The organism is Microbispora sp. CSR-4 (genome assembly GCF_008033685.1).
Classification (GTDB): Bacteria; Actinomycetota; Actinomycetes; order Streptosporangiales; family Streptosporangiaceae; genus Microbispora.
Map to the genome: position 1 here is coordinate 94,635 of NZ_VJVX01000017.1, position 26,831 is coordinate 121,465.

Sequence of the window (26,831 nt, forward strand, 5' to 3'; positions counted from 1 at the left end):
CGCGCCCTGACGAGTGCCGCGTTTCCGGCGGGGCCGAGCGCTCACGGGCGCCTCCTGACACGGCTCGTTGGGGTCACGTCCTGAACGGGCGTCTCGTCCTGACGGGGTGGCGTGGTCAGGACCAGTGGGCGGGCCGGTGGTAGCGCCCTCCGTCGCGGCCGGGCACGAGATCGGGCAGTTGCGACTGCCTGACGAGCGCCTCGCCGAGAGGAAACCAGGCGTCGCTCGCGAGGCGAAGGCCGTCCGAACGTCTGCCGGGCGGGAAGACGGTGACGACCCGGGTCTTGCCGCCGCGCCGGGCGTCCACCTGACGCACCGCCTCGATGGCCGCGCACAGGTCGGAGTCGGCCGAAAGCAGCAGCACCATGTCGACCCGGTCGAGGGCGACGTCGCCGACCATCGCGGCGGCCAGCGCGACGTCGGACTGTTTCTCCTCGTAGGTCCGCCGGGAGACGCCGCAGGCCCGGCAGGAGGCCCGCTGCTCCTGGAACCGCCCCAGCACCACCTCGACCCCCAGGCTCTCCAGGACCGCGAGGTAGGTCTTCTGCCGCAGCAGCGCGGCCGGCTCGCCGCGCACGTGGGCGCTGAAGTAGCGGACGGTCGCAAGCGTCTGCCCGGACCTCAGCAGCCGGCCCGCCAACGCGTGGAGATCGAGCCAGAGATAGCGGCGTCCCCGCAGGGAGCGCAGTCCGTAGTAGAGGTTGAACCCGTCCACGTAGACCCCGACACGCAGGACCTGGGGAACGGGGTTGTCGCGCAACGCCATCATCTCCTAACATGGAGTCACCGCGCCCGGGGTTACGTCCCCGGGCTCTACGGCCCCCGGCAGGGGGCCGTTTCTTTTTCCCCCACCGATTCGATCACCTGTTCGATCGGCCGTTCGGGGAAAAGAATAGCCAACCGAACGTGGTCGCGCAGCGACGTTGTGTGATGAGGTCTTCGTGGCGAGGGCTTCTGCGAGGATCGTCCCTATGGAGACGACGCTGACCGGCCCAGGCGGCCTGCTCGACGGCCTGCTCGACGGCTTCGCCGGGACCCATGACGAGCAGCTCGCCCGCTTCCCCGTAAGGGAGCCCGCGTGGCAGCCGGTGCACACGGTGTATGTGCCCGCGGACCGGGTGACGGCGGAGATCGTCCAGCAGTGGCGGCACGCCGCGACCGATCTCCTCCACCGGCTCCTGTTCACCCCAACCGAGCTGGCCGAGCTGTTCGATCTCGACCTCGAGCTGGCCCAGCCCGTGCACGACCGGGTGCGCAGGAAGCTGCACGCCGAGCCGATCGAGGACCTGCGGATCGACTTCGAGGACGGCTACGGCACGCGCTCCCCCGAGGAGGAGGACGGGCACGCCGAGTCGGCGGCGGCGGCCGTGGCCGCGATGCACGAGGCGGGCACGCTGCCCCGCAGGTGGGGGCTGCGGGTGAAGTCGTTCGCCGACGGCGACCCGGTGCGCTCGGTGCGCACGCTCGACGGGTTCCTGACCGGGGTCGTACGGCGGGCCGGCAGGGTCCCCGACGGGTTCACGGTCACGTTCCCCAAGGTCCTCATGGAGGACTACCTGCACCAGTTCGCACGCTGCCTGGAGGCGCTGGAGCACGGGTTGCGCCTGCCCCCGGGCACGCTGCGCTTCGAGATGCAGGTGGAGGCCCCGCAGACCGTGCTCATGCTCCAACGCTCGGCCGACCTGGTGCCCTCGCTGTGCGGCCGGCTGGCGGCCGCCCACTTCGGCGTGTTCGACTACACGGCCGCGCTCGGGCTGCCCCCGGACGAGCAGCGGCTCGACCACCCGGCCTGCGACCACGCGCGGCACGTCATGCAGACGGCGCTGTCGGGGACGGGCGTGGAGCTGTCGGACGGCTCGCTGGCCGCGGCCCCGGCCTCGGACGCGGCGGCCGACGTGCACGCCCTCCTGCGCAGGCACTCGGCGCTGGTGTCGCACTCGCTGGCGCACGGCTTCTACCAGGGCTGGGACATGCACCCCTCGCATCTGGTCAGCCGCTTCGCGACCGTCTACGCCTTCCACCTGGCCTGCTACGAGAAGTACGCCGACCGGGTGCGCGCGTGGCAGGAACGGCGCGCGGCCTCGGGGGGCGTGCTGGACGAGCCGGCGACGATCAGGACCCTGGTCGCCGCCCTGGCCCGGGCCGACCGCGCTCTCTGCTGAGACCGGTCCCTCTGCCGACACCGGGCCCACCACGGCCTCTGCCGAGACCGGCCGGCCATGGCCCCCTGCTGCCCCCGGCCGGCCGCGCCCACCCTGGACAGTACGCACGGGATTTGCCATATCGGCAAGGTTCCTTGCCGCCTTCGCCACCTGTGCCGCACTGTGGGCCCGACGTCGACAGCAGACGCCGACACGGGAGGCAGAGGTGGACGAGAAGAAGTACGACGTGGTCGTGGTGGGCGGCGGCCCGGCGGGGCTCAGCGGAGCCCTGGCGCTGGCGCGGGCCCGGCGGTCGGTGCTGGTGGTGGACGCGGGAGAGCCGCGCAACGCCCCGGCCGCGCACATGCACAACTACCTCGGCCTGGACGGCACGCCACCCGCCGAGCTGCGGGCGGCCGGGCGCGAGGAGGTGATCGGGTACGGCGGTGAGGTCGTCACCGGGCGGGCCGAGACGGCCACGCGGGAGGGCGACGGCTTCCTCGTGACGCTGGACGACGGCCGCGCCGTCCGGGCCCGCCGGCTGCTGGTGGCGACCGGGGCCGTGGACGAGCTGCCCGACGTGCCGGGCCTGGCCGGGCGGTGGGGCCGCGACGTGCTCCACTGCCCCTACTGCCACGGGTGGGAGGTGCGCGACCGGCGCATCGGCGTGCTGGCCATGGGGCCGCTCTCCGTCGAGCAGGCCCTTTTGTGGCGGCAGTGGAGCGACGACGTGGTGTTCCTGGCCCACCACTGCCCCGCGCCGTCCGAGGAGGATGCCGAGCGGCTCGCCGCGCGGCGGATCCCGGTCGCCGAAGGCCCCGTCACGGGGATCGAGGTGACCGGTGACGCGCTCACCGGGGTGCGGCTGGCCTCCGGCGAGGTCGTCGCGCTGGACGCGCTGGTCGTCGGCGCACCGCTCACCACCCGGTCCCAGGTGCTGGAGTCACTCGGGCTCAAGCCGGTCGAGGTGGAGCTCGGCGGCCACCTGGCGGGCACCCGGATTGCCGCTGAGCCGACCGGCGCGACCGCCGTGCCGGGGGTCTACGTGGCGGGGAACGTGACGGACGTACGCGCCGTGGTGATCGCGTCCGCCGCCGCGGGCCTGGCCGCAGGGGCGGCGATCAACGCGGACCTCGTCGCCGAGGAGACCCGTGAGGCCGTCGCGGCCTACCGCGACGACATGCGCACGATGTTCGAGGAGGCGGCCTGGGAGGAGCGCTACCGCTCCCGGCCGGCGATCTGGAGCGGCGACCCCAACCCGCAGCTCGTCGCCGAGGCCGCGCAGCTTCCTCCGGGCCGGGCCCTCGACGTCGGCAGCGGTGAGGGCGCCGACGCCGTCTGGCTCGCCACGAGGGGCTGGCGGGTGACGGGAGCCGACATCTCCGCCACGGCGCTGGAGCGGGCCGCCGCCCACGCCGTCGACGCGGGCGTCGCCGACCGCACCGAGTGGGTGCGCGCGGACCTGCGCGACCATGTCTTCCCCGAGGACGCGTACGACCTGGTGTCCGCGCAGTACATGCACCTGCCGGGTGAGGCCAGGCGGACGCTGTTCGCCCGGCTGGCGGCCGCGGTGGCCCCGGGCGGCACCCTGCTGATCGTCGGGCACCACCCGTCCGATCTGGTGACCAGGGTCCGGAAGATGCACTTCCCGCAGATGATGTTCACCGCCGAGGAGGTCGCGGCGTCGCTCGATCCGGCCGAGTGGGAGATCGCGGCGGCCGAGGCCCGGCCGCGCACGGCGGTCGACCCGGAGGGCCACGAGGTCACCAGCCGCGACGCCGTCCTGGTCGCCCGACGCCGCGCCTGAGTCTCGGCGCCGGACGGTCAGGGCCGGACGGTCAGGGCCGGACGGTCAGGGCCCGACGGTCAGGGCCCGACGGTCAGGGCCCGACGGTCAGGGCCCGACGGTCAGGGCCCGACGGTCAGGGCAGAGTGGCCAGAGCCAGGTGGCCAGGGTGGCCAGAACCGGGTGGCCAGAGCCAGGTGCTCAGAGCCGGTCCACGATGCCGCGCCAGCGCCTGACGAGGCCCGGGTCGACCGGCTCCTGCCAGGAGCCCCGTACGGCGGTGCCAACATGGAAAGCGCGGATGCCGTAGTCGAGCAGGACCGGCACGTGCTCCTCGCGCAGGCCGCCGCCCGCGAGCACCAGCGAGGCGTCCCCCGCCTCGGCCCGCGCGCGTAACACGCCGAGGCCGCTGCCGACCCCCTCGGGCAGGCCCGACGTGAGGACGGTCGCCAGGTTCGGCAGCAGCCGTACGGCACGCCAGGCGGCCCGGACGTCGGCGGCGTTGTCCACGGCGCGGTGGAAGGTCCAGGGCAGCGGCGAGACCGCGTGGATCAGCGCGTCCGTCGCCTCCCTGTCGACCGACCCGTCCTCGGAAAGGAAGCCGAAGACGAAGCCCGCCGCGCCGGCCTCGGCGAGTTCCTTGACGTGGCCGCGCAGCCGGTCGAGCTCCTCCGGGGACACGGTGAACCCGGCGTTGCAGCGGAGCATGACCATCTGCGGCAGCCCACACTCGCGTGCGATCGCCGCGACGAGGTCCGCCGAGGGGGTGAGCCCGCCCACGTCCATGCCGGACACGATTTCCAGGCGGTCCGCTCCGCCCTCCTCGGCGGCCACGGCGTCACGCACGTCGAGCGCGATCACTTCAAGGAGGGATCCCGTCATGAAGTGAACAGTATCCGGTCCCTTTGCGGGGCCTCACGGCATCCGCCCTGTTCAGCACTCGATCAACTCGTTGTGAGCGGTGATGTCAAGAACTCTCCAGGCTTGCACCGCATGTCCCGAGCGCTGGGCCGGCACCATCGGCGTGCGCCGACGGGACGGCGCGGCCGGGATCGCGGCGCCGGCGTCCCGCTCGAACAGCGCGCCGGAGGCGCGATGCGGCAGGTCGACGGTGCGGACGTGCCGGAAGCCCGCCTTCTTGTAGTACGCCTGCAGGCGGGCGTTGTCCTTGGCGCAGTCGAGCCGCAGGTAGGGCCGGTCGTGCGCGGCGGCCCGCAGGGCTGCCCAGTCGAGCAGCACCTCCCCCAGTCCCTGGCCCGAGCATGTCCTGCTCACGGCGAGTTTGTGGACGTAGAGCGCGTCGCCGGGGCGGTCGGCGGGGGTCCAGAACTCGGGGTCGGCGTGGCCGTCCACGGCGATCGTGGCGGCCGGCTCCGGGGAGCCGTCGTCCAGGAGATACATGACGCCCGCGCCGATGAGCGGCTCGATGCGCTCGGCGGGGAAGCCCCCGGCGGGCCACTGCCGGACGCCGAGGCCGTTCAGCCATCCGGCGGTGCGCGTCAGCAGGGCGAGGACCCCCTCAAGGTCGGCCGGGGTGGCGCGACGCAGCGTGAGTTCCATAACAAGATCCAGGGTGTTCGCGGGCATGCCTGATTCCTTTCGTGCCGACGGCGGCGATTTGATCACTGAGAGTGACGGCTGGATGCCGTACAGCGTCCGTCCGGGAGACGGCGGGCCCGCTAGGGCGCGCGGGTTCGGCGCGGTCCCCTGCCGGGGTCAGGACGGGAATCGCGGAAGCGGCCCTCCGGAGGAGGGCCCGTCGGCCGGGGACGCCCGCTCAGGCCAGAGGGCGTCCGGGCCTCGTCAATGACGTTCCAGCTCGTATCGGATCAGATGCTTGTCTGCGGGCAGCACGGACACGGCGACGCGGACGGGCGTGTCGTCGGCGTCGTAGCCGACCCGGGTGTGGACGACGACCGGAGTGCCGGGCTCAAGCTGGAGCCGCGACGACTCGTCGGATGTCGGCATGCGGGCCGAGAGGTCGTCGATCACACGTACCTGGAGATGACCCAACTCCTCCAGCACCCGGTTGGCCCCGCGCGTGATGTCGCCGGGCCGGGCGATCTCGGAGTCCCCCACGATCTCCAGGGGGAAGTAGGAGTCCAAGGTGTTGTACGGCTGGCCGTCGACGAAGCGCAGCCGGCGGCGCACGACGGCCAGCGCGCCGTCGGCGAGGGCGAGGCGGGTGGCCACGTCCTCGGGCGGCTCGACGATCGAGACCTCGATCCGCTGGTCCGCCGTACGTCCTTCGGAGCGGACCGCGTGCACGAACGTGTCGAAGCGCCGCCCCTCCTGGTCGTACGGGAGAAACTCGTCCTGGGGGCGCATGAGGAGCGGGCGGCGCTCGCGTACGAACGTTCCACGCCGGCGCATCCGCAGGATGAGACCCTCGTTCTCCAGCTCGCCCAGGGCCAGCCGCACGGTGTTGCGGCTGACGCCGTGTGCCTCCATGAGGTCGGCCTCGGTCGGAATCTGGTCGCCCGGCGCGAGTTCGCCCGCATAGATGGCCCTGCGTACTTCGGCGGCCACCTGCTGGTAGAGCGACGATCGTGCCATCTTTCCTCAATCCACCCTTTTGTTCCAACAAATCTAGAGGATCTCGGTCTACCGGGAAACAACCCCTTGACCAGAGCCCACCCAGCCGCGCATTATCCAAACGTTGGTACAAATCCATCCAATGGAGGGACACGTGAGGGCGGTCGGTGCGAGAACGCCGAACTCGCCCTGGCGCGAGCCCCCAACCCGGACCCACAGAGGCCGGGCCTGCAGAGCCCAGACCTACCAGAGCGACGGGAGCGGCATGTCAGAGCTGTCGGTATCCACCGACATGACCGCCTTGTGCGGGAACGGCGTGACATGCCCGAACATGCGGTACGACAGCGCGCCGGAGCGTCCGGTCGAGAACGGCCGCTCCCCACAGACTCCGCGCGAATGAACGAGGTCTCGACCCCAACCCTCGCCGGGGTCGAGGTCTCGCGCCGGGGCGGAGCGCGTCCTGGCGGGTCCCCCACGCCCGCCAGGACGCGCCACCGTTAGAAAGCCCCGCTGAGCAGCCACCGCCGAGCAGCCACCGTCAATCGGCCACCGTCAATCGGCCACCGCTGATCACGCGCAGGGAATGCATCGACTCCGGCCCTCCTTGACTTCATGGGGAGGCGACCGAGGAGGCACGTGCGCGATGAGCATCCCTGTGGCCCGGAAGGTCGGCCGTGACGGCGCCAGGAGAATTCCGGCCGTCAATCCCCAGCATTTCAGGAACGTCCTCGGCAGGTACGCCGCCGGCGTCGTGGCCGTCACCGCGATCGACCCGGAAACCGGGGAGCCGTGCGGCCTGGCCGTCAACTCTTTCACGTCCGTGAGCCTCGACCCGCCGCTGGTGTCGTTCTGCGTCTCGCGGGCCAGCACGAGCTGGCCGCGCCTGAAGGCCGCGCCCGCCCTGTGCGTCAACGTGCTCGCCGACCACCAGCGGCAGGTGTGCGACCGGCTCGCCGTCCCCGGCGGGGACAAGTTCGCGGGCCTGTCGTGGGCACTGTCCCCCGCGGGCGCGCCCGTGCTGGACGGCGCGCTCGCCTGGATCGACTGCGCGGTGGACGCGGAACACCCGGCCGGCGACCACGTGATCGTCGTCGCCCGGGTCACCGGGCTCGACCGGCACGACGACGGCGGCCCGCTGGTGTTCTTCCGCGGAACGTACGGCGGTTTCCGGGCCTGACGCGGAACCGACCGGTCGGTATGCTGCCCGCATGACTCTGTTCTCGGTGGAAGGCAAGACGGTCGTCGTCACGGGCGGGTCCCGGGGCATCGGGAAGATGATCACGCGGGGGTTCCTCGACGCGGGCGCCACCGTCTACATCTCCTCACGGAAGAAGGACGAGCTGGAGGCCACGGCCGCCGAGCTGGGCTGCCACGCCGTACAGGCGGACCTGTCCACCTCCGACGGCGTCGAGACGCTGGTGCAGGCGGTGTCGGAGCGGGAGAGCCGGCTCGACGTGCTCGTCAACAACGCGGGGGCGAGCTGGGGCGCGCCGCTGGAGGAGTATCCGGAGCACGCCTTCGACAAGCTCTGGAACATCAACGTCAAGGGCGTCTTCTTCCTCACCCGCCGCTTCCTGCCCCTGCTGCGCGCCGCCGCGTCGCCCGGCGACCCGGCCCGCGTGATCAACATCGGGTCGATCGACGGGCTCCGGGTGCCGTTCATGGAGAACTACGCCTACTCGGCGGCCAAGGCAGGCGTCCACATGCTGACCCGGCATCTGGCCCGCCAGCTCGCCCGGGAGTCGATCACGGTCAACGCGATCGCGCCCGGGCCGTTCGAGTCGAAGATGATGGCCTTCGCGCTCGACGACCCCCAGATGCGCGGCGCGATCGAGAGCAACGTCCCGCTGGGCCGCATCGGCAGGCCCGACGACATGGCGGGCGCGGCGATCTTCCTGGCCTCCCGGGCCGGCTCCTACCTGACCGGCACCGTGATCCCCGTCGACGGGGGCATCTCCGCCTAACGTGGTCACCATGTGGCAGGTGGCGGTGTGCGGGCCGGGCGAGTGCACCCCGCAGGAGGCCGAGGCGGCCCACGCCGTGGGCCGCCTGCTGGCCGGGCGCGGCGTGGTCGTGCTGTGCGGCGGCTATGGCGGGGGGATGGCCGCCGCGGCGGCGGGCGCGCGGGAGGCCGGGGGCGTCGTGGTCGGCGTCCTGTCCGGCCGCGACCGCGCCGGGGCGAGCCCGGACCTCACCGTGGCCCTGCCGACCGGCCTGGGCGAGGCCCGCAACGCGCTGATCGTGCGGGCCGCCGACGCGGTCGTGGTCGTCGGCGGCTCCTGGGGCACGCTGTCCGAGCTGGCGCTCGCCCAGCGGGGCGGCACGCCCGTGATCACCCTCGGTGGGTGGCGGGTCCTCGACGCCGAGGGCCTTCCCGTGCCCGGTCCGGTGTCCGCCGCCGACCCGGCCGACGCCGTACGGCTGGCGCTCGCCGCCGCGGAGCGGGCGCTCAGCCCTTGAGCATCTCGGCGAGGGCCTCGGCGAACAGGTCGGGCGCGGCCAGCTCGTGCCGCAGGAAGAGGTAGGGCTCGGTGAGCTCCAGCTCGATCAGCACCGGCTCGCCGTCCGGCATCCGCACCAGGTCCACCCGGGCGTACAGCAGGGTCTCCGGCACGGCGGCCAGCACCCGCTCCGCGAGGGCGAACTGGTCGTCGTCCGGGTCGCGCAGCGTGGCGCGGTTCTCCGCGGTCTCGGCCACCCCGGTGAGCATCGGGTGCCGGCGTACGGCATGGCTGAACTGTCCGCCGAAGTACAGCAGCGACAGCTCGCCCTCCTGCTCGACGGACGGGACGTACGGCTGCACCATGACCGTGCGGCCGGCGGCGAGCAGCGTCGCCGCGTGGCTCTCGGCGGCGTTCCGGTCCGTGGTGCGGATGGTGTCGCGCGCCCCCGCCGAGACGGCGGGCTTCACCACGTATTCGTCCCATTCGGGCAGCTCCGTACCCGGCTCCGCCCAGTGCGTCGGCACGGTGGGCACGCCGAGCGTGCGCAGGTAGGTCTTGTCGGTGTTCCACTCGATCACCGGCGCGGGGTTGAGCAACCGCGTCACCGACCCCACCCGGTGGGCCCAGGCGACGAACTCGTCCCGATAAAGGATGTAGTCCCAGGGCGAGCGAACCACCGCCGCGTCGAAGTCCGACCAGTCGACGCGGGGATCCCTCCAGTTCACCGGCGAGCCCTCGATGCCGGCCCCGAGCCAGGCGGTGAGGGCGGTCTCCCGCTCGTCGTCCTGCTCGGCGGCCGGATGGTCCGTGGTGACGTAGGCGACCTTCATTACGCTCCCATTCGCATGTCAGCAGTGACCAATGCTATGGGCAATGTCAGGCGAGGCCGGCGAGCACCTCGGCCGCCGCCTGGCCGCAGACCCGGGCGGCACCGTGCGTGGCGATGTGCACCGCGCCCAGGTCCGTACGGCCCGGCAGCCCCATCTCGACCACGACGCCGTCCGGCCGGGCGGCCAGCAGGCTCTCCAGCAGGTCCGTCTGCCAGGGGTGCCGGTGGGCGTCCCGCACCACGACCACGAGGGGCCGGTCGGCGGCCTGGCGCAGCACCGTGCCGGCGACGCCGTTGTGCACGTCCGGCTGCCGCAGCCGGGTGACCGTGGTGCCGGGCAGCAGCTTGCCCAGCGGCTCCCCCGCGCCCCACGGCATGTCCTTGTCGATCGCGAGGTTGGTCTCCGGCGCCAGCTCCACCACGTGCGGGGCGGCCGTCAGCGGCAGCGGGCCGTCCGCGCGGTGCCGGGTCACCCGTACGGCCCGGCGGGCGGCGACCAGCCCGGCCTCGTCCCTGCCGTCGTCCCCTCCCTCGTCCCCTCCCTCGTCTCGGCCGTCGTCCACGGGTTGGGCGGCCTGCGCCTGCCAGGCGGTCAGGGCGCGCACCCGCGCGGCGGCGTCGGCGAGCCGCTCCTCCGGCAGCCTGCCCTCGGTCACCGCGTCCGCGACGGCGGCGCGGATGTGCTCGTAGGTCGCCTCGTCGGCGTTCTCCCCGCCCACGCAGACGGCGTCGGCCCCGGCCGCGACCGCCATCGCGCTCGCGCCGCCCAGGCCGTACCGGCCCGACACGGCGGCCATCTCGATTCCGTCGGTGACGATGAGGCCCTCGAAACCCAGCTCCTCGCGCAGCAGGCCGGTGAGGACGCGGGGGCTGAGCGTGGCCGGCAGCTCCTCGTCGTACGCCGTGACCAGCAGGTGGCCGGTCATGATCGAGCGCACGCCCTCGTCGATGGCCACCCGGAACGGCCACAGCTCGACCTCGGCCAGCTCCTCGCGGGAGACCGTGACGCGCGGCACGCCGTGGTGGGAGTCGACCGACGTGTCGCCGTGCCCGGGGAAGTGCTTGGCGCAGGCCGCCACGCCGGTGGACTGCAGGCCGCGGATCCAGGCGGCCGTGTGCCGCGCGACGAGCAGCGGATCGGCGCCGAACGACCGCAGGCCGATGACCGGATTGTCGGGATTGGAGTTGACGTCGGCGGCCGGGGCGAAGTCGATGTTCACTCCCACCGCGCGCAGGTCCCGCCCGATGCCGCGGGCCACCCGCTCGGTCAGGTCCACGTCGTCCACGACGCCGAGGGCGTAGTTGCCCGGCCGCGAGCTGCCCGTGCGGGCCTCCAGCCTCGTCACCTCCCCCGCCTCCTCGTCTATGCCGATCAGGATCTCGGGGTTCTCCGCGCGCAGGGCCGAGGTCAGCGCGGCGAGCTGGGCCGGGGTGTCGACGTTCCGGGAGAACAGCACCACACCGGCGAGCCCGCCGGCGAGCCGCCGCCGCACCCAGTCGGGTGCGGTGGTCCCGGTGAAGCCGGGCAACAGGACCGTGTCGGCCAGACGGAGCAGGTCAGGGCTTCGCTTCATGCTGCGCCCACATGGCATCGCTCAGGCATGCCCCGCAATCTAATAGGAAAGTTTCCTATTTGCTAGGGGGCGGGCCTGGGTTGTCGCCCTGGATCACACGTCGGTGCGGTGGAGCCGGTTCTCCTTCACCTCGAAGCCCGCGATGGTCGTCAGTGGCGCGCCGGGACGGTCCACGAAGGCCACGGCCCGGTAGTCCGCGCGGAAGTTCTCCATGTCGGCCGCACAGGACACGTAGCCGTGGCGGCTGTCGAAGAACGCGATGTGCGGATTCAGCGAGAGGATCTCGCTTGCGTCGGTGATGCCCGGCGCGCTCGTCACCGACGGCCCGACGAACTCGACCCCGAGGGCGCGCGAGGCCGGATCGGCCCAGTCGGCGCGCACGTCGCTCGCGTACGCGCTGTGCACGTCGCCGCTCAGCACGACCATCCCGTCGGGGGCGGCGGCGAGCACGCGGGCCCGCGAGTCCGGGTAGCCGTCCCAGGCGTCGGCGCTGACGGCTTCGAGCGGGAACCTGCGCTGGGAGAAGAAGACCGCCTGCGCGAGCACCTTCCACCGGGCCGTCGATCCGCGCAGCCGGCCGGTCAGCCACTTCTCCTGCTCGGCGCCGAGCATGTCGCGCCCCTCGCGATACTGCCGCGTGTCGGCGAGCAGGAAGTCGGCCACCCGGCCGTACGGCCGCCAGCGGTAGTTCTGCAGCGCGGAGCCGGACGGGTGGACGCGCAGCGGCTGGTGCTCGTAGTAGGCCTTGAACGCCGCGGCCCTGCGCTTGAGGAAGGCGGCGGGGCTGCCGCCGTCGCCGGGCAGCGCGCCGGCCCAGTTGTCGCGGACCTCGTGGTCGTCGGGGATCGCGACCCACGGCGCGGCGGCATGGGCGGCCTGCAGGTCCGGGTCCATCTTGTAGCGGGCGTAGCGGTTGCGGTACGCGCCGAGCGTCGTGCACTCGGCCGTCGACTCCAGCGGGCGCACCCAGCGGCCCGGCTTGGGGTTCTTCGGCTTGCCGTACTCGTAGATGTAGTCGCCGAGGTGGAGCACCAGGTCGGGGCGCTCGGCGGCGAGGTGGCGCAGCGCGGTGAAGTAGCCGTGCTCGTAACGCTGGCAGGAGACGAAGCAGAACCGGACGGGGGCGGTCGAATCGGAAGCGGGCGCGGTCCTGGTGCGACCCACCGGACTGACGTGTCCCTCGATGGAGAAGCGGTAGAAGTAGTCGGCCGCGGGCCGCAGCCCGGCGACGCGTACGTGCACGCTGTGCGCCCAGTCCGGCTGCGCGGGCGCGGTGCCCGACTGGACGATCCTCTTGAACTTGTCGTCCTCGGCGAGCTCCCACCGTACGCTCATCGCCCGGTTGGGCATGCCGCCGGGCTGTGTCGGATGCAGTGGCTCGGGGGCCAGGCGGGTCCACAGGATCACGCCGTCGGATAACGGCTCTCCTGATGCCACCCCCAAGGTGAACGGATACCCCATTTTCGCCATGGGTTCGATCCTGCCCTACCGATCCCGCCCGTGCGGGGAGGTCGTACGAGGCGAGAATGTGAACAAGCTCTTGCTCGACAGTCATAATGGGAGCCGTGAACCAGCGTAAGGACTCCGGCGGCACGGCCGCGCCGGTCAGGGCGAAGCGGGGGACGGCGGGTTCGGCGTCCGAACGGCGTGACCACCTTGTCAAGCTCGCCGCCGAGTTGTTCGCACGCAAGGGCTTCCAGGCCACCACGGTGCGGGAGATCGCGCTGGAGGCGGGCATCCTGTCCGGCAGCCTCTACCACCACTTCGACTCCAAGGAGACGATCGTCGACGAGGTGCTCCGCACCTTCCTCGAGGATCTGATCGCCCGCTATCGCGCGGCGCTGGGCACGCACACCGACCCGCGCTCGATCCTCGCGGAGATGGTCCGCATCGGCTTCGGCACCCTGGAGGACCACCGGGCGGCCATCACGGTCATGCAGAACGACTGGAACTACCTGCGTTCGCTGCCCGGAGACCGGTTCGACTACCTGGTGCGGGCCGAGGACGAGGTCGAGCGCCTGTGGGTGGAGCAGATCACGAGCGGCCAGGCCATCGGCCAGTTCCGTCCCGACGTCGATCCCAAGCTCACCTATCGGATGATCCGCGACACGATCTGGGTGACCGTGCGCTGGTTCCGTCCCGGCGGCAGGCTCGACACCGACGCCCTTGCCGACCACTTCGTCAAGCTGCTGTTCGACGGCCTGGCGACCGGAGAGCGGGCGAGCCAGCCGTGATGACACTCCTCAAGGCCGTACGGCTCGCGCTGACCGAGCTCGCCGACCCCGCCCGGGCCGCGGGCATGCGGTCGTACATGAAGTCGGACATGCCGTTCCTCGGGGTCCCGGCGGTGCCGCGGCGGGCCGCGCTGCGCAAGGTCTTCAACGAGCACCGGCTCGACAGCGCCCCCGAGTGGCGCAGGGCGGTGCTGGCGCTGTGGCGAGAGGCGGAATACCGCGAGGAGCGCTACGCCGCCATCGAGCTGTCCGCGCACCGCCTCTACCGGTCCTGGCAGACGCTCTACACGATCCCCATGTACGAGGAGATGATCGTCACAGGGGCGTGGTGGGACCTGGTGGACGACATCGCCGTGCACCGGATCGGCACGCTGCTGCGGCTGTATCCCGACAGCATGCGCCGCATGGTGCTGGAGTGGGCGCACGACCCCGACCTGTGGAAGCGGCGCACCGCCATCCTGTGCCAGAACTCCTTCAAGGACCGCACCGACGTCCACCTGCTCTACGCCTGCATCGAGCCCAGCCTGTCGGACACCGACTTCTTCGCCCGCAAGGCGATCGGCTGGGCGCTGCGCGAGTACGCGAAGACCAACCCGCAGGAGGTGCTCCGCTACGTGAAGCACCAGGGCCTCAGCGGGCTGAGCCGCCGTGAGGCGCTGCGCAACATGCCCGAAGCGTAAGGGCCTGCGGGGAGGGCCGGCGTTCAGGGCCGGTGTGTAAGTCGGGCGTGCCAGGGCCGGCGGGTCAGGGCCGGCGGGTCAGCCAGGGCCGGCGGGTCAGAGTCGGTCTCCGAGGAGCCACCGCGCCGCCCGCCGGAGCAGCGTGCGGCGCACCGGGTGGGCGTACGACCGGGTGTCGTGGCCGAGCGCGTCGTACACGACCCTGCCGCCCGCCATGCTCCTCGCCCACAACAGGGGCTGGTCCTCCGAGTACGCCAGCGGCTCCACATCGGGGAGGACGTCGAGGTCGGTGTAGACCTCGTCGGTCACCTCGAAGCCGCTCAGGCCGTCGACGATCGGGTGGCCGGAGCCGAGGCGGATCTTCGCCGGGCCGATCGGCGGATGGTACGACCGGCCCCACCTCCAGGCGCCGCCGATGATCTCGGCCCACTCGGGCCAGTCGTCGAAGCAGAGCGAGGCGGTGTGCACGGCGAGCAGCCCGCCGCCCCTCGCGAGGTGGTCGAGCACCGTCCGCCTCACGGATTCGGGTGTCTCGAAGCGCCAGCGGTCTCGCTCGTCCGCGAAGTCGTCGCCGTCCATCGTCCAGCGGAACGCGTTGACCGTGATGAGGCCGGTCGGCGGGGGCGCGGCCAGGGCGCCGGCGACGTCTTCGGTGATCTCCGACTCGACGCCGATCCCGGCGAGCACGTCCGCGAGGGCGGCGGAGGTGGCCGGGAAGTCGTGGGCCACTCCCCCGGACACGATGAGGTTGCGCGGCATGACAAGCACCTTAGAGCCGGCTTCGGGGCGCCGGATCGCGAGGGCCCGCGCTTCCCAGGACCGCCGCCACCAGATCGGCGGCGGCGTCCTCGTCCGAGCCGAGGTCGGTGAGGCCGCCGACGAGGCTCACGACGACCGCCCGCTGGAAGCACGCTCTTAGCAGGAGCGCCGCCGCGGCGTCGGGCTTCGTCCCCGCCGGGAACCTGCCCAGCCGCTGTTCCTCGGCGAGGTGACGGCCGAGGACCGCGACGGGTATGTGCGGACCGCCGCCGGTGCCCGCGAGCATCTCCCGGAAGCCCTCCCGCAGCGAGGCCTCCGCGAGCAGGCCGGCGATGAGCGGCAGCGACCTGCCGAAGTAGGGATCGCCGCCACGGCGAACTCCCGCAGGCTCGCGGCCGGGTCCCCCTCCCCCAGGGTCGCGCGCAACCGGGCCACCGCGGGGGCCAGGGCGGGCATCTGTTCGAGCAGCGCCGTGACCTCGACTGGACCGTCGTGCAGCCGCCCCGCCTCACGAACGGACCGGCCACGGGCGCCTACCGCGTCGCCGTCGGCGACAGCGTGCGCGGCGGCACGCGCATCTCCAGGGAGGACCTGGCCCGATACCTGCTCAAGGCGCTGGACGACCCGGACACCGTCCGGCGCATGATCGCCCTCGCCTAGTGACGGCTCGGCCGCCGCACCGGCGGACGCTCAGGGCCGGGCGCGGTCGCCCAGCGCGAGCAGGACGTCCCTGAGCTGGTCGGCCAGGGCTCGCATGGCCGGTTCCGGCACGTCGGCCAGCAGCTCCCGGTGTGCCACGGTCGTGGCCAGCGCCAGCTCCTCGGCCTTCTCGACGCCGAGCGGCGTGAGCCGCACCCACGAGCTGCGCCCGTCCGCCGGATCGGGCTCCCGCTCCACCAGCCCCCCGGCGACCAGCCGCTGCAGGATGTTGCTCGTCCCCCCGGTCGTGAGCATCAGGTGAGAGGCGAGCCTGCTCGGCTTGAGCCGGTATGGCCGGCCGGCCCTGCGGAGGGTGGCGAGCACGTCGAACTCCGCGTACGTCAGGCCATGGCGGCCGAGCACCGCCTGCGTGACCTCCTCGATGCGGGACTTGAGCAGGCTGACGCGCTTGACGATCTCCAACTGGACGGTGGCCGCCTCCGGCAGTTCGGCCCGCCACCCTTCGATCATCTCGTCGACCCGGTCCCGCTCTCGCATGCCCTTGAGCTTAGTCCTTCATCCTGATAGCTTTCTAAAAAGCTTTACCAAAAGCATTTGGGAAAGAGGTCTGCGGTATGAAAACGATCATCGTCAACGGCACCGTCGTCGACACCGAACCACGTCCACACGTCGTGCCGGACGCGACCGTCGTCATCGAGGACGGCGTCATCGTGTCGGTCGAGCCGAGACCCGATGACCGGGCAGAGAACCGGGCAGAGAACCGGCCGGACGACCGGCCGGACGACCGGCCGGACGACCGGGCGGGCGGCTGGGCAGGCGCTTGGGAGGAGGGCACCGAGATCATCGACGCCGCGGGCGGCATCGTGCTCCCCGGCTTCGTGGACACCCACCGCCATGTCTGGCAGAGCGTGCTGCGCGGCATCGCGGCCGACGCGACGCTCGGCGCGTACCTCGACCTGGTCCTCGGCACCCTCACCCCGGCGTTCCGCGCGGAGGACGTGTACGCAGCCAACCTGTGGGGCGCGATCGAGGCGCTCGACGCCGGGGTCACCACCGTGTACGACTGGTCGCACATCCAGCTCACCCCCGGCCACACCGACGCCGCCGTGGAGGCGCTGCGCGAGTCCGGCGTACGGGCGGTCTTCGGGTACGCCCATCGGGGAACGGGCGACGCCGACCGCGCGGAGGACGAGGTGCGTCGGGTGCGCTCGGCGCTCCTGCCGTCCGACGACGGCCTGGTCACCCCCGCCCTGGCCGCCTGGGGCCCGGTCTACGGCTCGGTGGAGGCGGCGCGGGCCGACTGGGCGCTCGCCCGCGACCTCGGCCTGCGCGTCAGCCTGCACGCCACCGGCGCGGGCCCGGTCGAACGGCTGCACGACGCCGGCCTGCTCGGCCCGGACGTGCTGTTCGTGCACTGCAACGGCATCCCGGACGAGGCGCTGAAGCTGGTCGCCGGCAGCGGCGGCACGGCCTCGGTGGCCCCGGTGGTGGAGTCGCAGATGGGGCACGGCCACCCTGAGACCGGCAGGCTGCGGTCGTCCGGCATCGCGACGGGGCTCGGCGTGGACACCGTCACCGACGCCCCCGGCGACATGTTCTCGGTGATGCGCGCGGCGTTCGCCGCCGGACGCGCCGGACAGGCGGCGCCGGAGCTCACCGTGTCGGACGTGCTCGCCATGGCGACGATCGAAGGCGCGGCGGCGATCGGGATGGACCACAGGATCGGCTCGCTGCGCCCCGGCAAGCAGGCCGACATCGTGATCCTCGACGCCGCGGCCCCCGGCCTCGCGCCCGTGCACGACCCGGTCGCCGCGATCGTCACGGCGGCCGGCACCGCCGCCGTCGACACGGTGCTGGTCGGCGGGCGGGTCGTCAAGCGCGGGGGCCGACTGGTGGGCGTGGACGTGGACCGCGCCCGCGACCTCGCCGTACGCACGGCCCGTCACGTGACCACGCAGGCCAGGACTACATCCGCAAGGTGACTTTTTTGCTCCGGTGACAACCGCCCTTTCGGGTGAGACCTTGAGTCAGGGCTGGGGAGTGTCTGGCAGATGCGGCCCGTCGCGAGCGATGGGTGGGGCGACGACCTGATCCGAGGGGGCGGCGTTATGAACGCCTGGTCGGTACCGGGCTACCGCGAGGTGCGCGAACTCGGCGCGGGCGGCGCCGGGCGGGTCGTGCTGGCGACCTACGTGACCACGGGCGCCTACGTCGCGATCAAGTATCTGCGGGAGGAGCTGCGGCAGGATCGGCGTTTCCTCGCCGGGTTCCGGCACGAGGCCCAGATCATGGTGGAGCTGAACGACCCCAACATCGTGCGCCTCTACGAGTACGTCGAGGCGCGCGATGGCGCGGCGATCGTCATGGAGCTCGTCGACGGGGTCTCGCTGCGCAGGATCCTCTCCGCGCACGGCTCGACCAGCCCGGAGGCGGCGCTGGTCGTGCTGAAGGGCTCCCTCGCGGGTCTGTCGGCCGCGCACGCCGCGGGCATCGTCCACCGGGACTACAAACCGGAGAACGTGCTGATCCAGGCCGACGGCAACAGCAAGCTGTCGGACTTCGGCATCGCGACGCCGAGCGGCTCGCCGGAGACCCCCGCGGGCACGCCGCCCTACATGGCCCCCGAGCAGTGGTCCGGCGAGCCCGCCGGACCGGCCGCCGACGTCTACGCCGCCACCTGCGTCTTCTACGAGTGCCTCACCGGGCGCCGGCCATACCGGGCCGGCGACCTGACGGCGCTGCGCATGCTGCACCGCGGCGCTCCCATCCCGGTGGCGGACGTGCCGAGCTCGGTGCGGGGTCTCGTCACGCGCGGCATGGCCAAGAACCCGGCGGACCGGCCGCCCACGGCACGGGCGTTCATCGCCGACCTGGAGACCGCCGCGACCGCCGCGTACGGATCCGACTGGGAGCAGCGGGGCCGCCGCCACCTGGCCGAGCTCGCGACCCTGCTGGCGCTGACGTTTCCGCTGGCCGCCCCGGCCGAGCCGGTCGAGGCGTCCACGTCCCTCGCCAGGACCGTGCTGTCCGAGCGGCTGGCGCGCTCGGCGCCCCGGTTCGCCATCGGCGCGGCCGTGCTGTCGGCCGCCGCGATCGTGGCGGGGGTCGCGGCCAACCGGCAGACCCCGATGGCCCAGGACACCGTGCTCACCCCGCCGCCGTACAGCGCGCCCGCGGCACTTCCCCCGGCCCCGGACTCGATCGACACGGCCCCGTCCGCCGCGCCCGGCGAATCAGAACCCGGCGAATCCGGCGAGACGATGCCGGACGAGTCGTCGGAGGCCGCGCCCGAGCCGGACGACGCAGCACCGGACGACGCGGGTTCGTCCGGCTTGGGACCGGAGGGTGCGGGTTCGTCCGGTGCAGCTCCGAGCGGCGCGGATCCGGGTGACGATGCTCCGGGCGACACGGCTCCGGGCGGGAACTCCGGGACGACGCCGCCCGATCTGTCCGGCACTCCGGTGTCGTCGGTGTCCACCGGACCGGCCGTACCACCGACGCCCTCCGTGCCCGGGAGCGCCACCCCCTCCCACATGGGCGCGACCGCGTCGCCCGCGCCGGCGCGGGTGACCGGTCTCGGCATCGCGGCCTTCGACGGCCAGGCCGTCACGGTCGACGTACGGACGAGCACCACGGCCCGGGTCCGGCTCACCGCGCGTTTCGCCTCCGGGCCGTCACGGGACGCGCTCACCGCCGCGCCCGCGCAGACGGTCGCGCTGCGGGGCGCGACGTCCTATCACATCGGCCTGCAGCAGCCCTTCCCCTCTCCGGCCTGCGGCACCACCGTCTATCGGCGGGTCGAGGTGTCCACGGTCCCCGCCGCACAGGCTGGAACCCGTACGCGGACGCGGAAACTCACCGGGCCGCCCTGCCCGGCCCCCACGGTCGAGCGCGTGGCGATCGACGGCTGGGACGGCAGGACGGCGGCCGTGACGGTGCGGACCTCCGGCAGGGGCCCGGTCAGCGTCTCCAGCGTCTTCACGCGCGACGGACGCGAGGCCACGGCCGACACCCGTACGCTCTCGGGCCGCACGTCCTACTCGTTCACCGTGCCCGCCGGTCTCGGCCCCGTCGAGTGCGGGAGGAGGGCCGTGTTCGGGGTGCGCGTCACGACCGATCCGGCCTATCCCGGTGGGCCGCGCGAGGCCGCAGTGCGGGTCGCCGGCCCCCGGTGCCCGAAGCCGCAGGAATCGCCCTCAGCGCCTCCGAAGGAGAGCCCGGGCCCAGCGGATGACCCGGGCCCGGCGAAGGAGAGCCCGGCTCCAGAAAAGGAGAGTCCCGCTCCGGAGAAGGACCCGGGACCGGCGAAGAGCCCCGAGCCGCCCACGTCCCGCAGCCCCGAGCCGAGGGGCCATGAACCACGCAGCTCCGAGCCGAAGCTCTCCGGTTCGCAGGACGGCCCGCGCCTTCGGTGAACTCCTGACGACGGCGAGCAGCAGGATGGTGAAATATTCACCGCCGTCCTTACGGCCGGTCTTTCACCTGCGCCCCGAAGCGCCTGCTCAATCCGGGAATGCGTGACACGAAGACGAACGAGAGCCGAATCAAGTGTCTTGACATAGCCTGCCGTGCCGAGATTGACTCCCGGCTCCAGGAACGCACCACCCGTCGCTATCGGCGTCCTGAGGATGTTAACGCTAACACCCGTCTTGAGAGGGAGAGCCCGTGCGACTTGTCAGCTCTTTCCGCCGCCGATCGAACGTGGCGGCTGCCGCCGCCGTGCTGCTGGCGGCCGGCGTCACGGTGACCGCGGCCCACGTCGCGTCGGCGGCCACGACCGGATGCGAGGTCGGCTACACGGTGACCAGCGAGTGGCCCGGCGGCTTCGGCGCGAGCGTCCGCGTCCGCAACCTCGGCGACGCGATCAACGGCTGGAGTCTGACCTGGTCGTTCCCGGCCGGGCAGACCATCACCCAGCTGTGGAACGGCTCCGTCACCCAGTCCGGCTCGCAGGTCACGGTCACCAACGTCTCCTACAACGGCGCCATCCCCAGCGGCGGCAGCGTCGATTTCGGGTTCAACGGGAGCTGGAACGGCTCCAACCCGGTGCCGTCCGGCTTCGCCCTCAACGGCGTGACCTGCACCGGCGACGTCACCTCCCCGTCTCCTTCGCCGTCTCCATCCCTGACTCCATCCCCGACTCCCACTCCCTCGCCGTCCGCCTCCCCCACTCCCACGCCTTCGCCTTCGCCCTCGCCCTCGCCCTCGCCATCGCCCTCGCCCTCGCCGAGCCGGCCCGCCATCGAGAACAACTTCCCGGTCACGCGAGAGGGCGCGTACGGCACCAACCGCTACACCGTGTTCCGGCCGTCGAACCCCGCGGCCGTGGGGCGTCCCATGCCGGTGCTGGTCTTCGGCAACGGGGCCTGCGCGCACACCGACGGGAGCGAGGTGATCCAGGCGCTGACGTTCATCGCGGCCCGCGGGTTCGTCGTGGTGGACACCGCGTCGGTCAACGGCTCGCCGAACGGCGTGCAGAGCGGGTCTCCGATCCCGTCACTGCTGACCGACGGCATCAGCTGGGCCGAGCAGGAGAACGCCCGCGCCGGCTCGCCGCTCTACCAGCGCCTCGACCTGTCCAGGGTGGCCACGGCCGGGCACTCCTGCGGCGGGCTGGAGGCGCTGATCGCCGGCCAGGACCAGAGGGTCAAGAGCGTCGTCTCGCTGGACAGCGGGCTGTTCGCCGACGGCTCGTTCGGATACTCACGCGCGGAGCTGTACAAGCTGCACACCCCGGTGATGTTCCTGGACGGCGGGCCCTCCGACATCGCCTACGACAACAGCCGGGCCAACTATGACCTGACCCGGGTGCCGGCCGTGCTTGCCGAGCAGTCGCAGGCCGGTCACGTCGGGTTCATCACCGGCGCCCAGATGAGCGAGGGCATGACCGCGGTGGTCCAGTTCCTGGACATGACCCTCAACGACAACGCCACCGCGCGGTCGTACATCCTGGGGCCCTCCGGCCTGGCGTCCCGGGCCTACTGGACGGTCCGCAGCAAGAACTTCTGATCCCGGACGACGATCGGGTGACCGTGTCAGGCGCGGGCGTGCGGGCCCGCGCCGACCGGTTCGGGCTCCGTCCCGGCCGGCCCGCCGTCCTCCTCGTGACCCTCGATCGACAGGTTCGGCAGGATCCGGTCGAGCCAGCGCGGGATCCACCAGTTGAGCCGGTCGAGCAGCACCATCGCGGCGGGCACGAGGAAGCCCCTGATGAGGGTCGCGTCGACGGCGATGGCCACGGCGAGCCCGACTCCGAACACCTTGACCAAGGGGTCGGGGTAGGCGATGAACGCGGTGAACACCGCCACCATGATCAGGGCGGCCGAGGTGATGACGCGGCCGGTCGACCCCAGTCCCTCGGCCACCGCGCTCCGGTTGTCCCCGCTGCGCGAGTAGGCCTGCCGTACGGAGGTCAGCAGGAAGACCTCATAGTCCATCGACAGCCCGAACAGCACGGCGAACAGCATGAGCGGCACGTACGTGTCGATGGGCACGGAGAAGAACAACGTGGCGAGATAGGACCCCTCGGCCGAGGGCGGGGGGTCCATGCCGACCAGGCGGCTGCCCAGGCCCTGGGAGAACACCACGGCGAGCGCGCCGAAGGCGGCGCCCAGCGAGACGAGGTTCATCACCGCCGCCTTGATCGCGACCAGGGGCGCGCGGAAGGCCAGCAGCAGGAGCAGGGCGCTGAGCAGCACGACGATGCCGACGACCAGCGGCGTCCTGCCCATGATGCGGTCGCCCGCGTCCGCCAGCCCGGCCACCTGGCCGCCCACGTGGACGTGCGCCCCCGGCACCTCGATGGCCCGCACTCGCTTCACCACGTCGAGTGCCCGCGGGTCGCTCGGGGCGTAGTCGGGGACGGCCTGGATGAGCACCGAGCGGCCGTTCTCGTTGACCTTCGGCGGGGCGACGAAGGCGACGCCGTCGGTGTGCTCCACCCGCTGCCGCAGCACCTGCACGACCGGGTCGGGCGGGGTCGAGTCGGCGATCTCCTTGTCCAGTTCGGCCACGACGACGAGCCCGCCGTTGGCCCCCGGGCCGAAGCCCGCCTCGATCAGCTCGTACGCCCGCCGGGCCGGGGTGCCCTTGTCGCCATACCCGTTGTCGAGGGGGCCGAGCTTGATCGTGACGGCCGGGGCGGTGAGCGCCGCCAGCACGACCACGGTGACGGCCAGCACCCGCCAGGGGCGGCGCGCCACCCAGGCGCCCAGCCTGGCCCAGCCCGTGGCCGGACCGTCGCGGCGGGCGGCGCGCCCGACCAGCGGCAGCCGCAGCGCGTCGATCCGGTGCCCGAGGAGGCCGAGCAGCGCCGGCACCAGGGTGATCGAGGTGAGCACGGCGCACACGACCGAGACGCCGGTGATCCAGCCGAGTGTGCGCAGCAGCGGGAACCCGGCGAACATCAGCGCGCTGAGGGCGATCACGACCGTGCCGCCGGCGAACAACACGGCCCCGCCCGACGAGGCCGCCGTACGCCGGACCGCCTCCTGCACCGGCACGCCCTCGGCCAGCAGCGTCCGGTGTCGCGACAGCAGGAACAACGCGTAGTCGATGCCGACGCCGAGGCCGATCATCGTCGCCAGGATCGACGCGGTCGACGGCACGTCCACGACGTGACCGAGCAGCGCGATGAGGCCGAGCCCGACGCCGATGCTGATCAGCGCGGTGAAGATCGGCACGAGCGCCGCGACCAGTGTCCCGAAGGCGAACAGCAGCACCAGCGACGCGAAGACGACGCCGGCGATCTCGCTCGCGCCGGTCTTGATCTGCTTGTCGGCGGGGGTGGAGCTGTCGGAGGGCACGACCTCGATGCCCGCGCGTACGGCCGGCGCGGCGGCGGCGACGAGTCGCTCGGATGTCTGGGCGAGCTTGGTGGTGTCCTGCCCCGTCAGCCGTACGGTGATCATCCCGATCCGCAGGCTCGACGACATGCCGCCGATCCGGTACGGCGTCTCCACCTGTGCGACGTGCGGCGTGCGCCGCAGGGCGTCCATGGCCCGCTCGACGGCCTGTCTGCGCGGCTTGTCGATCAGCGTGCCGTCCGCGGTGTAGAGGACGAGCTGCACCGTCCCGCCCGGATCGAATCCCGGTCCGAAGCCCTCGCGCATGAGCTCGTGCGCCCGCTGCGCGTCGGTGCCGGGGATCGACACGTTGTTGTTCACCGGCCGGCCCCACACCAGGGTGCCCGCCGTCAGCAGGCCCGCCGCCAGCACCCACAGCGTCAGCACGATCCAGCCGTGGCGGGCGCACCATCCGCCGAGCCGCCCCAGAAGTCCGCTCATCGCCGTCCGTCCCGGGTAGCATGTCCTCCCGGCCGTCCTGTACGGCCGTACAAAACGAGAGTAAAAGGAACTGATCGGCGGGCGAGCGGCGCGCCGGAAAATGAGACGATGACCACACTCGATCAGGGCAACGCGACCCGCTCCCGCATCCTGGCCGCGGCCCGCGACCTGTTCGCCGAACGGGGATACGCCGCCGTGTCGCTCGCCGACATCGCGGCGGCGGTCGGCCTGACCAAGACGGCGGTCGCCTACCACTTCCACCCCAAGGACCGGCTCGCGGCCGAGATCATCGCCCCGGCCGCCGACGACCTGCTCGCGCTGCTCGGCGGCGAGTTCACCGGCCATCGGGAGTTCCTGCGTGCGTTCACCGCGTTCGCCGTACGCCACCGGGCGGTGATCCGGCTGCTCACCGACGACATCGGCGGCGCCGACAGCGCCCCTCCCGGATCGCCTGGCGAGGCGATCCGGGAGTTCAGCCGGGAGCTGTTCCTGCGCCTGGCCGGGCCCGATCCCTCCCCCGGCACCCGTGTGCGCGCCTGGGCCGCCCTCGGCGCGGTGCAGTCCGGTGTGGTGAAGACCATGGACCTGCCCGCCGACGTGGTCGAGGAGACGCTGACCGCCGCCGCCGTGGCAGTGTTCGAATCTTGATATACGAATTCCCTTGCGATCACGCGTGGAGAGCGTCACATTTCGTCTGAACGTTCAACCTTTCCGCCGCGTCCTTAGGTGGCACCAGCGGGACGGATGCGAGGGGAGTGACGGCCAGCCTTGGACGTACCGGCCGACGGGGAGGGCCGCGCGGGCGCGCTCGGCCAGGTGGTCTCGGCCCTGTCGAACACGCCCCGGACCGTCCTCGTCCTCGGCGAGCCCGGCATCGGCAAGACCCACCTGCTGGGTGAGGCCGCGGCGCGGCTGAAGGGCTTCCGCGTGCTGCGCGGTCAGGCCCGCGAACTGGACGGCGGGCGCGCCTACGCCCCGCTCGTCGAGGCCTTCGCGGCGGTGGAGGGCGAGGCGGGCGAGGCCCTGTCCGGCCTGCTCGACGCGGTCGACCAGGCCGCGCTCGGCCATCCCGCCGCCGCGCCCGGCGCGATGGCCGCCCGGCTGCTTGAGTCGCTGCCCGGCCCCACCCTCATCGCGATCGACGACCTCCACCTGGCCGACGCCGACACCTTGAGCGTGCTGCGGGCCCTGCCACTCCGCCACGACGCCATCGCGATCCTCGGCACCGCCCGCCACCCTCCCGCGCTCGACGTGGACCTGTCGATCCGGCTCCAGCCGCTGACGATGAGCGAGGTCGCCGACCTCGTCACCACGCTGCTCGGCCGTACGCCCAGCGAGACCGTCCTGCGGCGGATCCACGTCGCGAGCCGGGGAAACCCGTGGTTCGCGCAGGAGGCCGTGCTCGCCCTGGTTCAGGGCGGGGCCGTACGCTCGGAGGATCCCGGGGCACGGCGCGGCGCGATCCTCAGCCGGCTGTTCCAGCGCGACAGGGGCGGACGCGACCTCGCCCGCGTGCTGGCCGCCCTGTCGCGGACAAGGGAGGCCGCCGATCTCCCGGCGCTCGCCCAGCTCGCCGGGCTCACCCCGGATCAGGCCGAGCGCGCCTTCGACGCGCTGGTCAGGGACGGCGTCGTCAGCAGGAACGGCGACGGCTACGCGCTGGCGCACCCGCTGGTGGCCGAGGCGCTCTACGACGATCTCGGCGTCTCCGGCCGCAGGGAGGTGCACCGCCGCATCGCCGACATGCTCGAACGGGAAGGGCTGACCGGCACCAGGCGGGTCCTGGAGTGGGCCACCCACATGGCCGAGGCCGGGCCGCCCGGCGAGGCCCTGCCCGCGGTGCTGCGCGCCGCCGAGCTGACCCGCTGGACCGCGCCGCTGTCGGCCGCGCACTGGTACGGCAAGGCCGCCGAGCTGTCCCCGGAGCCCGGCGAGCTGCTGGCCAGGCAGGCACTCGCCTACTGGAAGGGCTCGCGGCCCGCGCTGGCGCTGAACTCGGCCCAGCGCGCGATCGCCGCCCTGCCCGCCGGGCGCCGCCGCACCCGTGCCGCCTACACCGCGGTCGGCGCGGCCCACGTGATGGGGTGGTATGAGGTGGCCCTCGACGTGGCCCGCCGTCAGATCCCCAAGGCCGACGACGCCTCCGCGCTGCTCGCCCAGCAGGCGCTGGTCAGCGCGGAGATGGGCCGCCCCAGCCGGGAGGCCGCCAGGCGCGCCTGGGAGGGCCTGTCGGACTGCCCTCCGCAGGACCGCGCGATCACGGTCGGCTACCTGGCCATCCACGCGCTCCTACAGGGCGACTGGGCCGAGACGCAACGGGCCGTCGACGACCTGCTCACCTTCGCCGCCGCCCTGCCGCCGGGCGCCCGGCTCGCGTCGCTGGAGTCGGCGGCGCACGTGCTGGCGATCGCCGGGATGCGCTCCCGCGCCGTCGAGGTGCTCAACCAGGCCGAGCAGATCCACCGCGGCCTCGGCTGGCACGACATCGCCGGACAGCACGTGCGGACCATGGCCGTCATCCGGCGGATGGGCGGCGAATGGGCCCAGGCGCTGGAGGAGATCGCGGTCGCCAGCCGGGCACTGGCCGAGGCGGGCCTGCTGGAGAACCTCGCCCTGCTGCGCAACATAGAGCTCGACATCCTGCTCGACCAGGGCAGGTTCGAGGATGCCGCCCGGGTGCTCGCCGAGCCGCCGCCCGGCGCGGCGCTGCACCAGGGCATGCGCTGCGTGTTCCGCGCGCGCCTGGCGCTCGGGCGGGGTGACATCGCCGCCTCGCGGCGCGAGCTCGACCATGCCATCGCGTACGAGGTGCCCGAGGTGGTGCACCGGGCCCTGGCGTTCAAGGTGCTGGTGGCGGGAGCGGCGGGCGACGACGCGGCCCGCCGGGCAGCGGCCTCCTGCCTG

24 protein-coding genes are annotated in these 26,831 nt (G+C 72.7%); 13 read left to right on the plus strand and 11 right to left on the minus strand.

Annotation, left to right across the window (positions count from 1 at the left end; translation table 11 throughout):
- Positions 1–115: 115 nt before the first annotated feature.
- Positions 116–769, minus strand: coding sequence for an NYN domain-containing protein (locus FLV34_RS15340; RefSeq protein ID WP_142649940.1), 654 nt, complete (start codon positions 767–769; stop codon positions 116–118).
- A gap of 202 nt (positions 770–971) precedes the next feature.
- Here FLV34_RS15340 and FLV34_RS15345 point away from each other — a divergent pair, with 202 nt between their 5' ends.
- Positions 972–2,162, plus strand: a complete 1,191-nt coding sequence (locus tag FLV34_RS15345) for an aldolase/citrate lyase family protein (protein WP_147943409.1) — start codon at positions 972–974, stop codon at positions 2,160–2,162.
- A 205-nt stretch (positions 2,163–2,367) separates the two neighbouring features.
- On the plus strand, positions 2,368–3,948 hold the full coding sequence (locus FLV34_RS15350; protein ID WP_147943410.1) for a bifunctional NAD(P)/FAD-dependent oxidoreductase/class I SAM-dependent methyltransferase: 1,581 nt from the start codon (positions 2,368–2,370) through the stop codon (positions 3,946–3,948).
- Between the two features lie 180 nt (positions 3,949–4,128).
- Here the strand turns inward: FLV34_RS15350 and FLV34_RS15355 are convergent, their stop codons facing one another.
- The 3 genes from FLV34_RS15355 to FLV34_RS15365 form a co-directional block, all read right to left on the minus strand.
- Positions 4,129–4,809, minus strand: a complete 681-nt coding sequence (locus tag FLV34_RS15355) for a copper homeostasis protein CutC (RefSeq protein WP_142649943.1) — start codon at positions 4,807–4,809, stop codon at positions 4,129–4,131.
- A 51-nt stretch (positions 4,810–4,860) separates the two neighbouring features.
- Complete coding sequence (locus FLV34_RS15360; RefSeq protein ID WP_142649944.1) at positions 4,861–5,514, minus strand: GNAT family N-acetyltransferase; 654 nt, start codon at positions 5,512–5,514, stop codon at positions 4,861–4,863.
- A 216-nt stretch (positions 5,515–5,730) separates the two neighbouring features.
- Positions 5,731–6,483 carry a GntR family transcriptional regulator gene (locus tag FLV34_RS15365; RefSeq protein ID WP_030510734.1) on the minus strand — a complete coding sequence of 251 codons (753 nt, stop codon included), beginning with the start codon at positions 6,481–6,483 and terminating at the stop codon, positions 5,731–5,733.
- A 622-nt stretch (positions 6,484–7,105) separates the two neighbouring features.
- Between FLV34_RS15365 and FLV34_RS15370 the strand changes: the two genes are divergently transcribed.
- From FLV34_RS15370 to FLV34_RS15380, 3 genes are read left to right on the plus strand one after another with little or no spacing between them, the layout of a single operon-like run.
- Entirely contained in the window at positions 7,106–7,639 is a 534-nt protein-coding gene (locus FLV34_RS15370) for a flavin reductase family protein (RefSeq protein ID WP_142649945.1), read from the plus strand.
- A gap of 31 nt (positions 7,640–7,670) precedes the next feature.
- Entirely contained in the window at positions 7,671–8,426 is a 756-nt protein-coding gene (locus tag FLV34_RS15375) for an SDR family oxidoreductase (protein ID WP_142649946.1), read from the plus strand.
- A gap of 10 nt (positions 8,427–8,436) precedes the next feature.
- Positions 8,437–8,922, plus strand: a complete 486-nt coding sequence (locus tag FLV34_RS15380; RefSeq protein ID WP_147943411.1) for a TIGR00725 family protein — start codon at positions 8,437–8,439, stop codon at positions 8,920–8,922.
- Here the strand turns inward: FLV34_RS15380 and FLV34_RS15385 are convergent.
- The 3 genes from FLV34_RS15385 to FLV34_RS15395 form a co-directional block, all read right to left on the minus strand.
- On the minus strand, positions 8,912–9,736 hold the full coding sequence (locus FLV34_RS15385; protein WP_142649948.1) for a RimK family alpha-L-glutamate ligase: 825 nt from the start codon (positions 9,734–9,736) through the stop codon (positions 8,912–8,914). The two genes, FLV34_RS15380 and FLV34_RS15385, sit on opposite strands and share 11 nt — an antisense overlap.
- Positions 9,737–9,782: 46 nt before the next feature.
- On the minus strand, positions 9,783–11,309 hold the full coding sequence (locus tag FLV34_RS15390; protein WP_147943412.1) for a glycoside hydrolase family 3 protein: 1,527 nt from the start codon (positions 11,307–11,309) through the stop codon (positions 9,783–9,785).
- A 93-nt stretch (positions 11,310–11,402) separates the two neighbouring features.
- Positions 11,403–12,779: an alkaline phosphatase gene (locus FLV34_RS15395; protein WP_142649950.1), complete on the minus strand. Its 1,377-nt coding sequence runs from the start codon at positions 12,777–12,779 to the stop codon at positions 11,403–11,405.
- A gap of 95 nt (positions 12,780–12,874) precedes the next feature.
- On the opposite strand from FLV34_RS15395, the gene FLV34_RS15400 reads away from it, so the two are divergent.
- Both FLV34_RS15400 and FLV34_RS15405 read left to right on the plus strand, forming a co-directional pair.
- Entirely contained in the window at positions 12,875–13,543 is a 669-nt protein-coding gene (locus tag FLV34_RS15400) for a TetR/AcrR family transcriptional regulator (protein ID WP_260617401.1), read from the plus strand.
- Positions 13,543–14,223 (plus strand): DNA alkylation repair protein, encoded by a 681-nt coding sequence (locus FLV34_RS15405; RefSeq protein ID WP_147943413.1) that lies wholly within the window; start codon positions 13,543–13,545, stop codon positions 14,221–14,223. The genes FLV34_RS15400 and FLV34_RS15405 overlap by 1 nt, the downstream gene beginning before the upstream one ends.
- Positions 14,224–14,319: 96 nt before the next feature.
- Here FLV34_RS15405 and FLV34_RS15410 read toward each other — a convergent pair whose 3' ends face one another.
- Both FLV34_RS15410 and FLV34_RS15415 read right to left on the minus strand, forming a co-directional pair.
- On the minus strand, positions 14,320–14,982 hold the full coding sequence (locus FLV34_RS15410; protein WP_147943414.1) for a ThuA domain-containing protein: 663 nt from the start codon (positions 14,980–14,982) through the stop codon (positions 14,320–14,322).
- 10 nt (positions 14,983–14,992) lie between these two features.
- Complete coding sequence (locus tag FLV34_RS15415) at positions 14,993–15,268, minus strand: hypothetical protein (RefSeq protein ID WP_142649954.1); 276 nt, start codon at positions 15,266–15,268, stop codon at positions 14,993–14,995.
- A 170-nt stretch (positions 15,269–15,438) separates the two neighbouring features.
- Here FLV34_RS15415 and FLV34_RS15420 point away from each other — a divergent pair, with 170 nt between their 5' ends.
- On the plus strand, positions 15,439–15,642 hold the full coding sequence (locus tag FLV34_RS15420) for an NAD(P)H-binding protein (RefSeq protein WP_147943415.1): 204 nt from the start codon (positions 15,439–15,441) through the stop codon (positions 15,640–15,642).
- Positions 15,643–15,672: 30 nt separating this feature from the next.
- Here the strand turns inward: FLV34_RS15420 and FLV34_RS15425 are convergent, their stop codons facing one another.
- A complete protein-coding gene (locus FLV34_RS15425) occupies positions 15,673–16,179 on the minus strand; it encodes a MarR family winged helix-turn-helix transcriptional regulator (RefSeq protein WP_142649956.1) in 507 nt (168 codons plus the stop codon).
- Positions 16,180–16,256: 77 nt separating this feature from the next.
- Between FLV34_RS15425 and FLV34_RS15430 the strand changes: the two genes are divergently transcribed.
- From FLV34_RS15430 to FLV34_RS15440, 3 genes are all read left to right on the plus strand, one after another.
- Entirely contained in the window at positions 16,257–17,624 is a 1,368-nt protein-coding gene (locus tag FLV34_RS15430; RefSeq protein ID WP_147943416.1) for an amidohydrolase family protein, read from the plus strand.
- Between the two features lie 126 nt (positions 17,625–17,750).
- Complete coding sequence (locus FLV34_RS42450) at positions 17,751–20,057, plus strand: serine/threonine-protein kinase (RefSeq protein ID WP_261985784.1); 2,307 nt, start codon at positions 17,751–17,753, stop codon at positions 20,055–20,057.
- A gap of 250 nt (positions 20,058–20,307) precedes the next feature.
- The gene (locus FLV34_RS15440) at positions 20,308–21,651 is read left to right on the plus strand and encodes a cellulose binding domain-containing protein (RefSeq protein WP_147943417.1); all 1,344 of its coding nucleotides are present in this window, start codon (positions 20,308–20,310) and stop codon (positions 21,649–21,651) included.
- A 26-nt stretch (positions 21,652–21,677) separates the two neighbouring features.
- Here the strand turns inward: FLV34_RS15440 and FLV34_RS15445 are convergent, their stop codons facing one another.
- Positions 21,678–23,927 (minus strand): MMPL family transporter, encoded by a 2,250-nt coding sequence (locus FLV34_RS15445; protein ID WP_142649959.1) that lies wholly within the window; start codon positions 23,925–23,927, stop codon positions 21,678–21,680.
- Between the two features lie 108 nt (positions 23,928–24,035).
- Here FLV34_RS15445 and FLV34_RS15450 point away from each other — a divergent pair, with 108 nt between their 5' ends.
- Positions 24,036–24,575 (plus strand): TetR/AcrR family transcriptional regulator, encoded by a 540-nt coding sequence (locus FLV34_RS15450; protein WP_142649960.1) that lies wholly within the window; start codon positions 24,036–24,038, stop codon positions 24,573–24,575.
- A 120-nt stretch (positions 24,576–24,695) separates the two neighbouring features.
- Positions 24,696–26,831: AAA family ATPase (locus FLV34_RS15455; RefSeq protein ID WP_147943418.1), on the plus strand; the 2,136-nt coding region annotated here is incomplete at its 3' end.

Bases quoted from the DNA above. Each gene is read 5' to 3' on its own strand.
- FLV34_RS15340 (WP_142649940.1), bottom strand. From the start codon at position 769: ATGATGGCGTTGCGCGACAACCCCGTTCCCCAGGTCCTGCGTGTCGGG.
- FLV34_RS15345 (WP_147943409.1), top strand. From the start codon at position 972: ATGGAGACGACGCTGACCGGCCCAGGCGGCCTGCTCGACGGCCTGCTC.
- FLV34_RS15355 (WP_142649943.1), bottom strand. From the start codon at position 4,809: ATGACGGGATCCCTCCTTGAAGTGATCGCGCTCGACGTGCGTGACGCC.
- FLV34_RS15360 (WP_142649944.1), bottom strand. From the start codon at position 5,514: ATGCCCGCGAACACCCTGGATCTTGTTATGGAACTCACGCTGCGTCGC.
- FLV34_RS15365 (WP_030510734.1), bottom strand. From the start codon at position 6,483: ATGGCACGATCGTCGCTCTACCAGCAGGTGGCCGCCGAAGTACGCAGG.
- FLV34_RS15370 (WP_142649945.1), top strand. From the start codon at position 7,106: ATGAGCATCCCTGTGGCCCGGAAGGTCGGCCGTGACGGCGCCAGGAGA.
- FLV34_RS15375 (WP_142649946.1), top strand. From the start codon at position 7,671: ATGACTCTGTTCTCGGTGGAAGGCAAGACGGTCGTCGTCACGGGCGGG.
- FLV34_RS15380 (WP_147943411.1), top strand. From the start codon at position 8,437: ATGTGGCAGGTGGCGGTGTGCGGGCCGGGCGAGTGCACCCCGCAGGAG.
- FLV34_RS15385 (WP_142649948.1), bottom strand. From the start codon at position 9,736: ATGAAGGTCGCCTACGTCACCACGGACCATCCGGCCGCCGAGCAGGAC.
- FLV34_RS15390 (WP_147943412.1), bottom strand. From the start codon at position 11,309: ATGAAGCGAAGCCCTGACCTGCTCCGTCTGGCCGACACGGTCCTGTTG.
- FLV34_RS15395 (WP_142649950.1), bottom strand. From the start codon at position 12,779: ATGGCGAAAATGGGGTATCCGTTCACCTTGGGGGTGGCATCAGGAGAG.
- FLV34_RS15405 (WP_147943413.1), top strand. From the start codon at position 13,543: ATGACACTCCTCAAGGCCGTACGGCTCGCGCTGACCGAGCTCGCCGAC.
- FLV34_RS15410 (WP_147943414.1), bottom strand. From the start codon at position 14,982: ATGCCGCGCAACCTCATCGTGTCCGGGGGAGTGGCCCACGACTTCCCG.
- FLV34_RS15415 (WP_142649954.1), bottom strand. From the start codon at position 15,268: ATGCTCGCGGGCACCGGCGGCGGTCCGCACATACCCGTCGCGGTCCTC.
- FLV34_RS15425 (WP_142649956.1), bottom strand. From the start codon at position 16,179: ATGCGAGAGCGGGACCGGGTCGACGAGATGATCGAAGGGTGGCGGGCC.
- FLV34_RS15430 (WP_147943416.1), top strand. From the start codon at position 16,257: ATGAAAACGATCATCGTCAACGGCACCGTCGTCGACACCGAACCACGT.
- FLV34_RS42450 (WP_261985784.1), top strand. From the start codon at position 17,751: ATGAACGCCTGGTCGGTACCGGGCTACCGCGAGGTGCGCGAACTCGGC.
- FLV34_RS15445 (WP_142649959.1), bottom strand. From the start codon at position 23,927: ATGAGCGGACTTCTGGGGCGGCTCGGCGGATGGTGCGCCCGCCACGGC.
- FLV34_RS15450 (WP_142649960.1), top strand. From the start codon at position 24,036: ATGACCACACTCGATCAGGGCAACGCGACCCGCTCCCGCATCCTGGCC.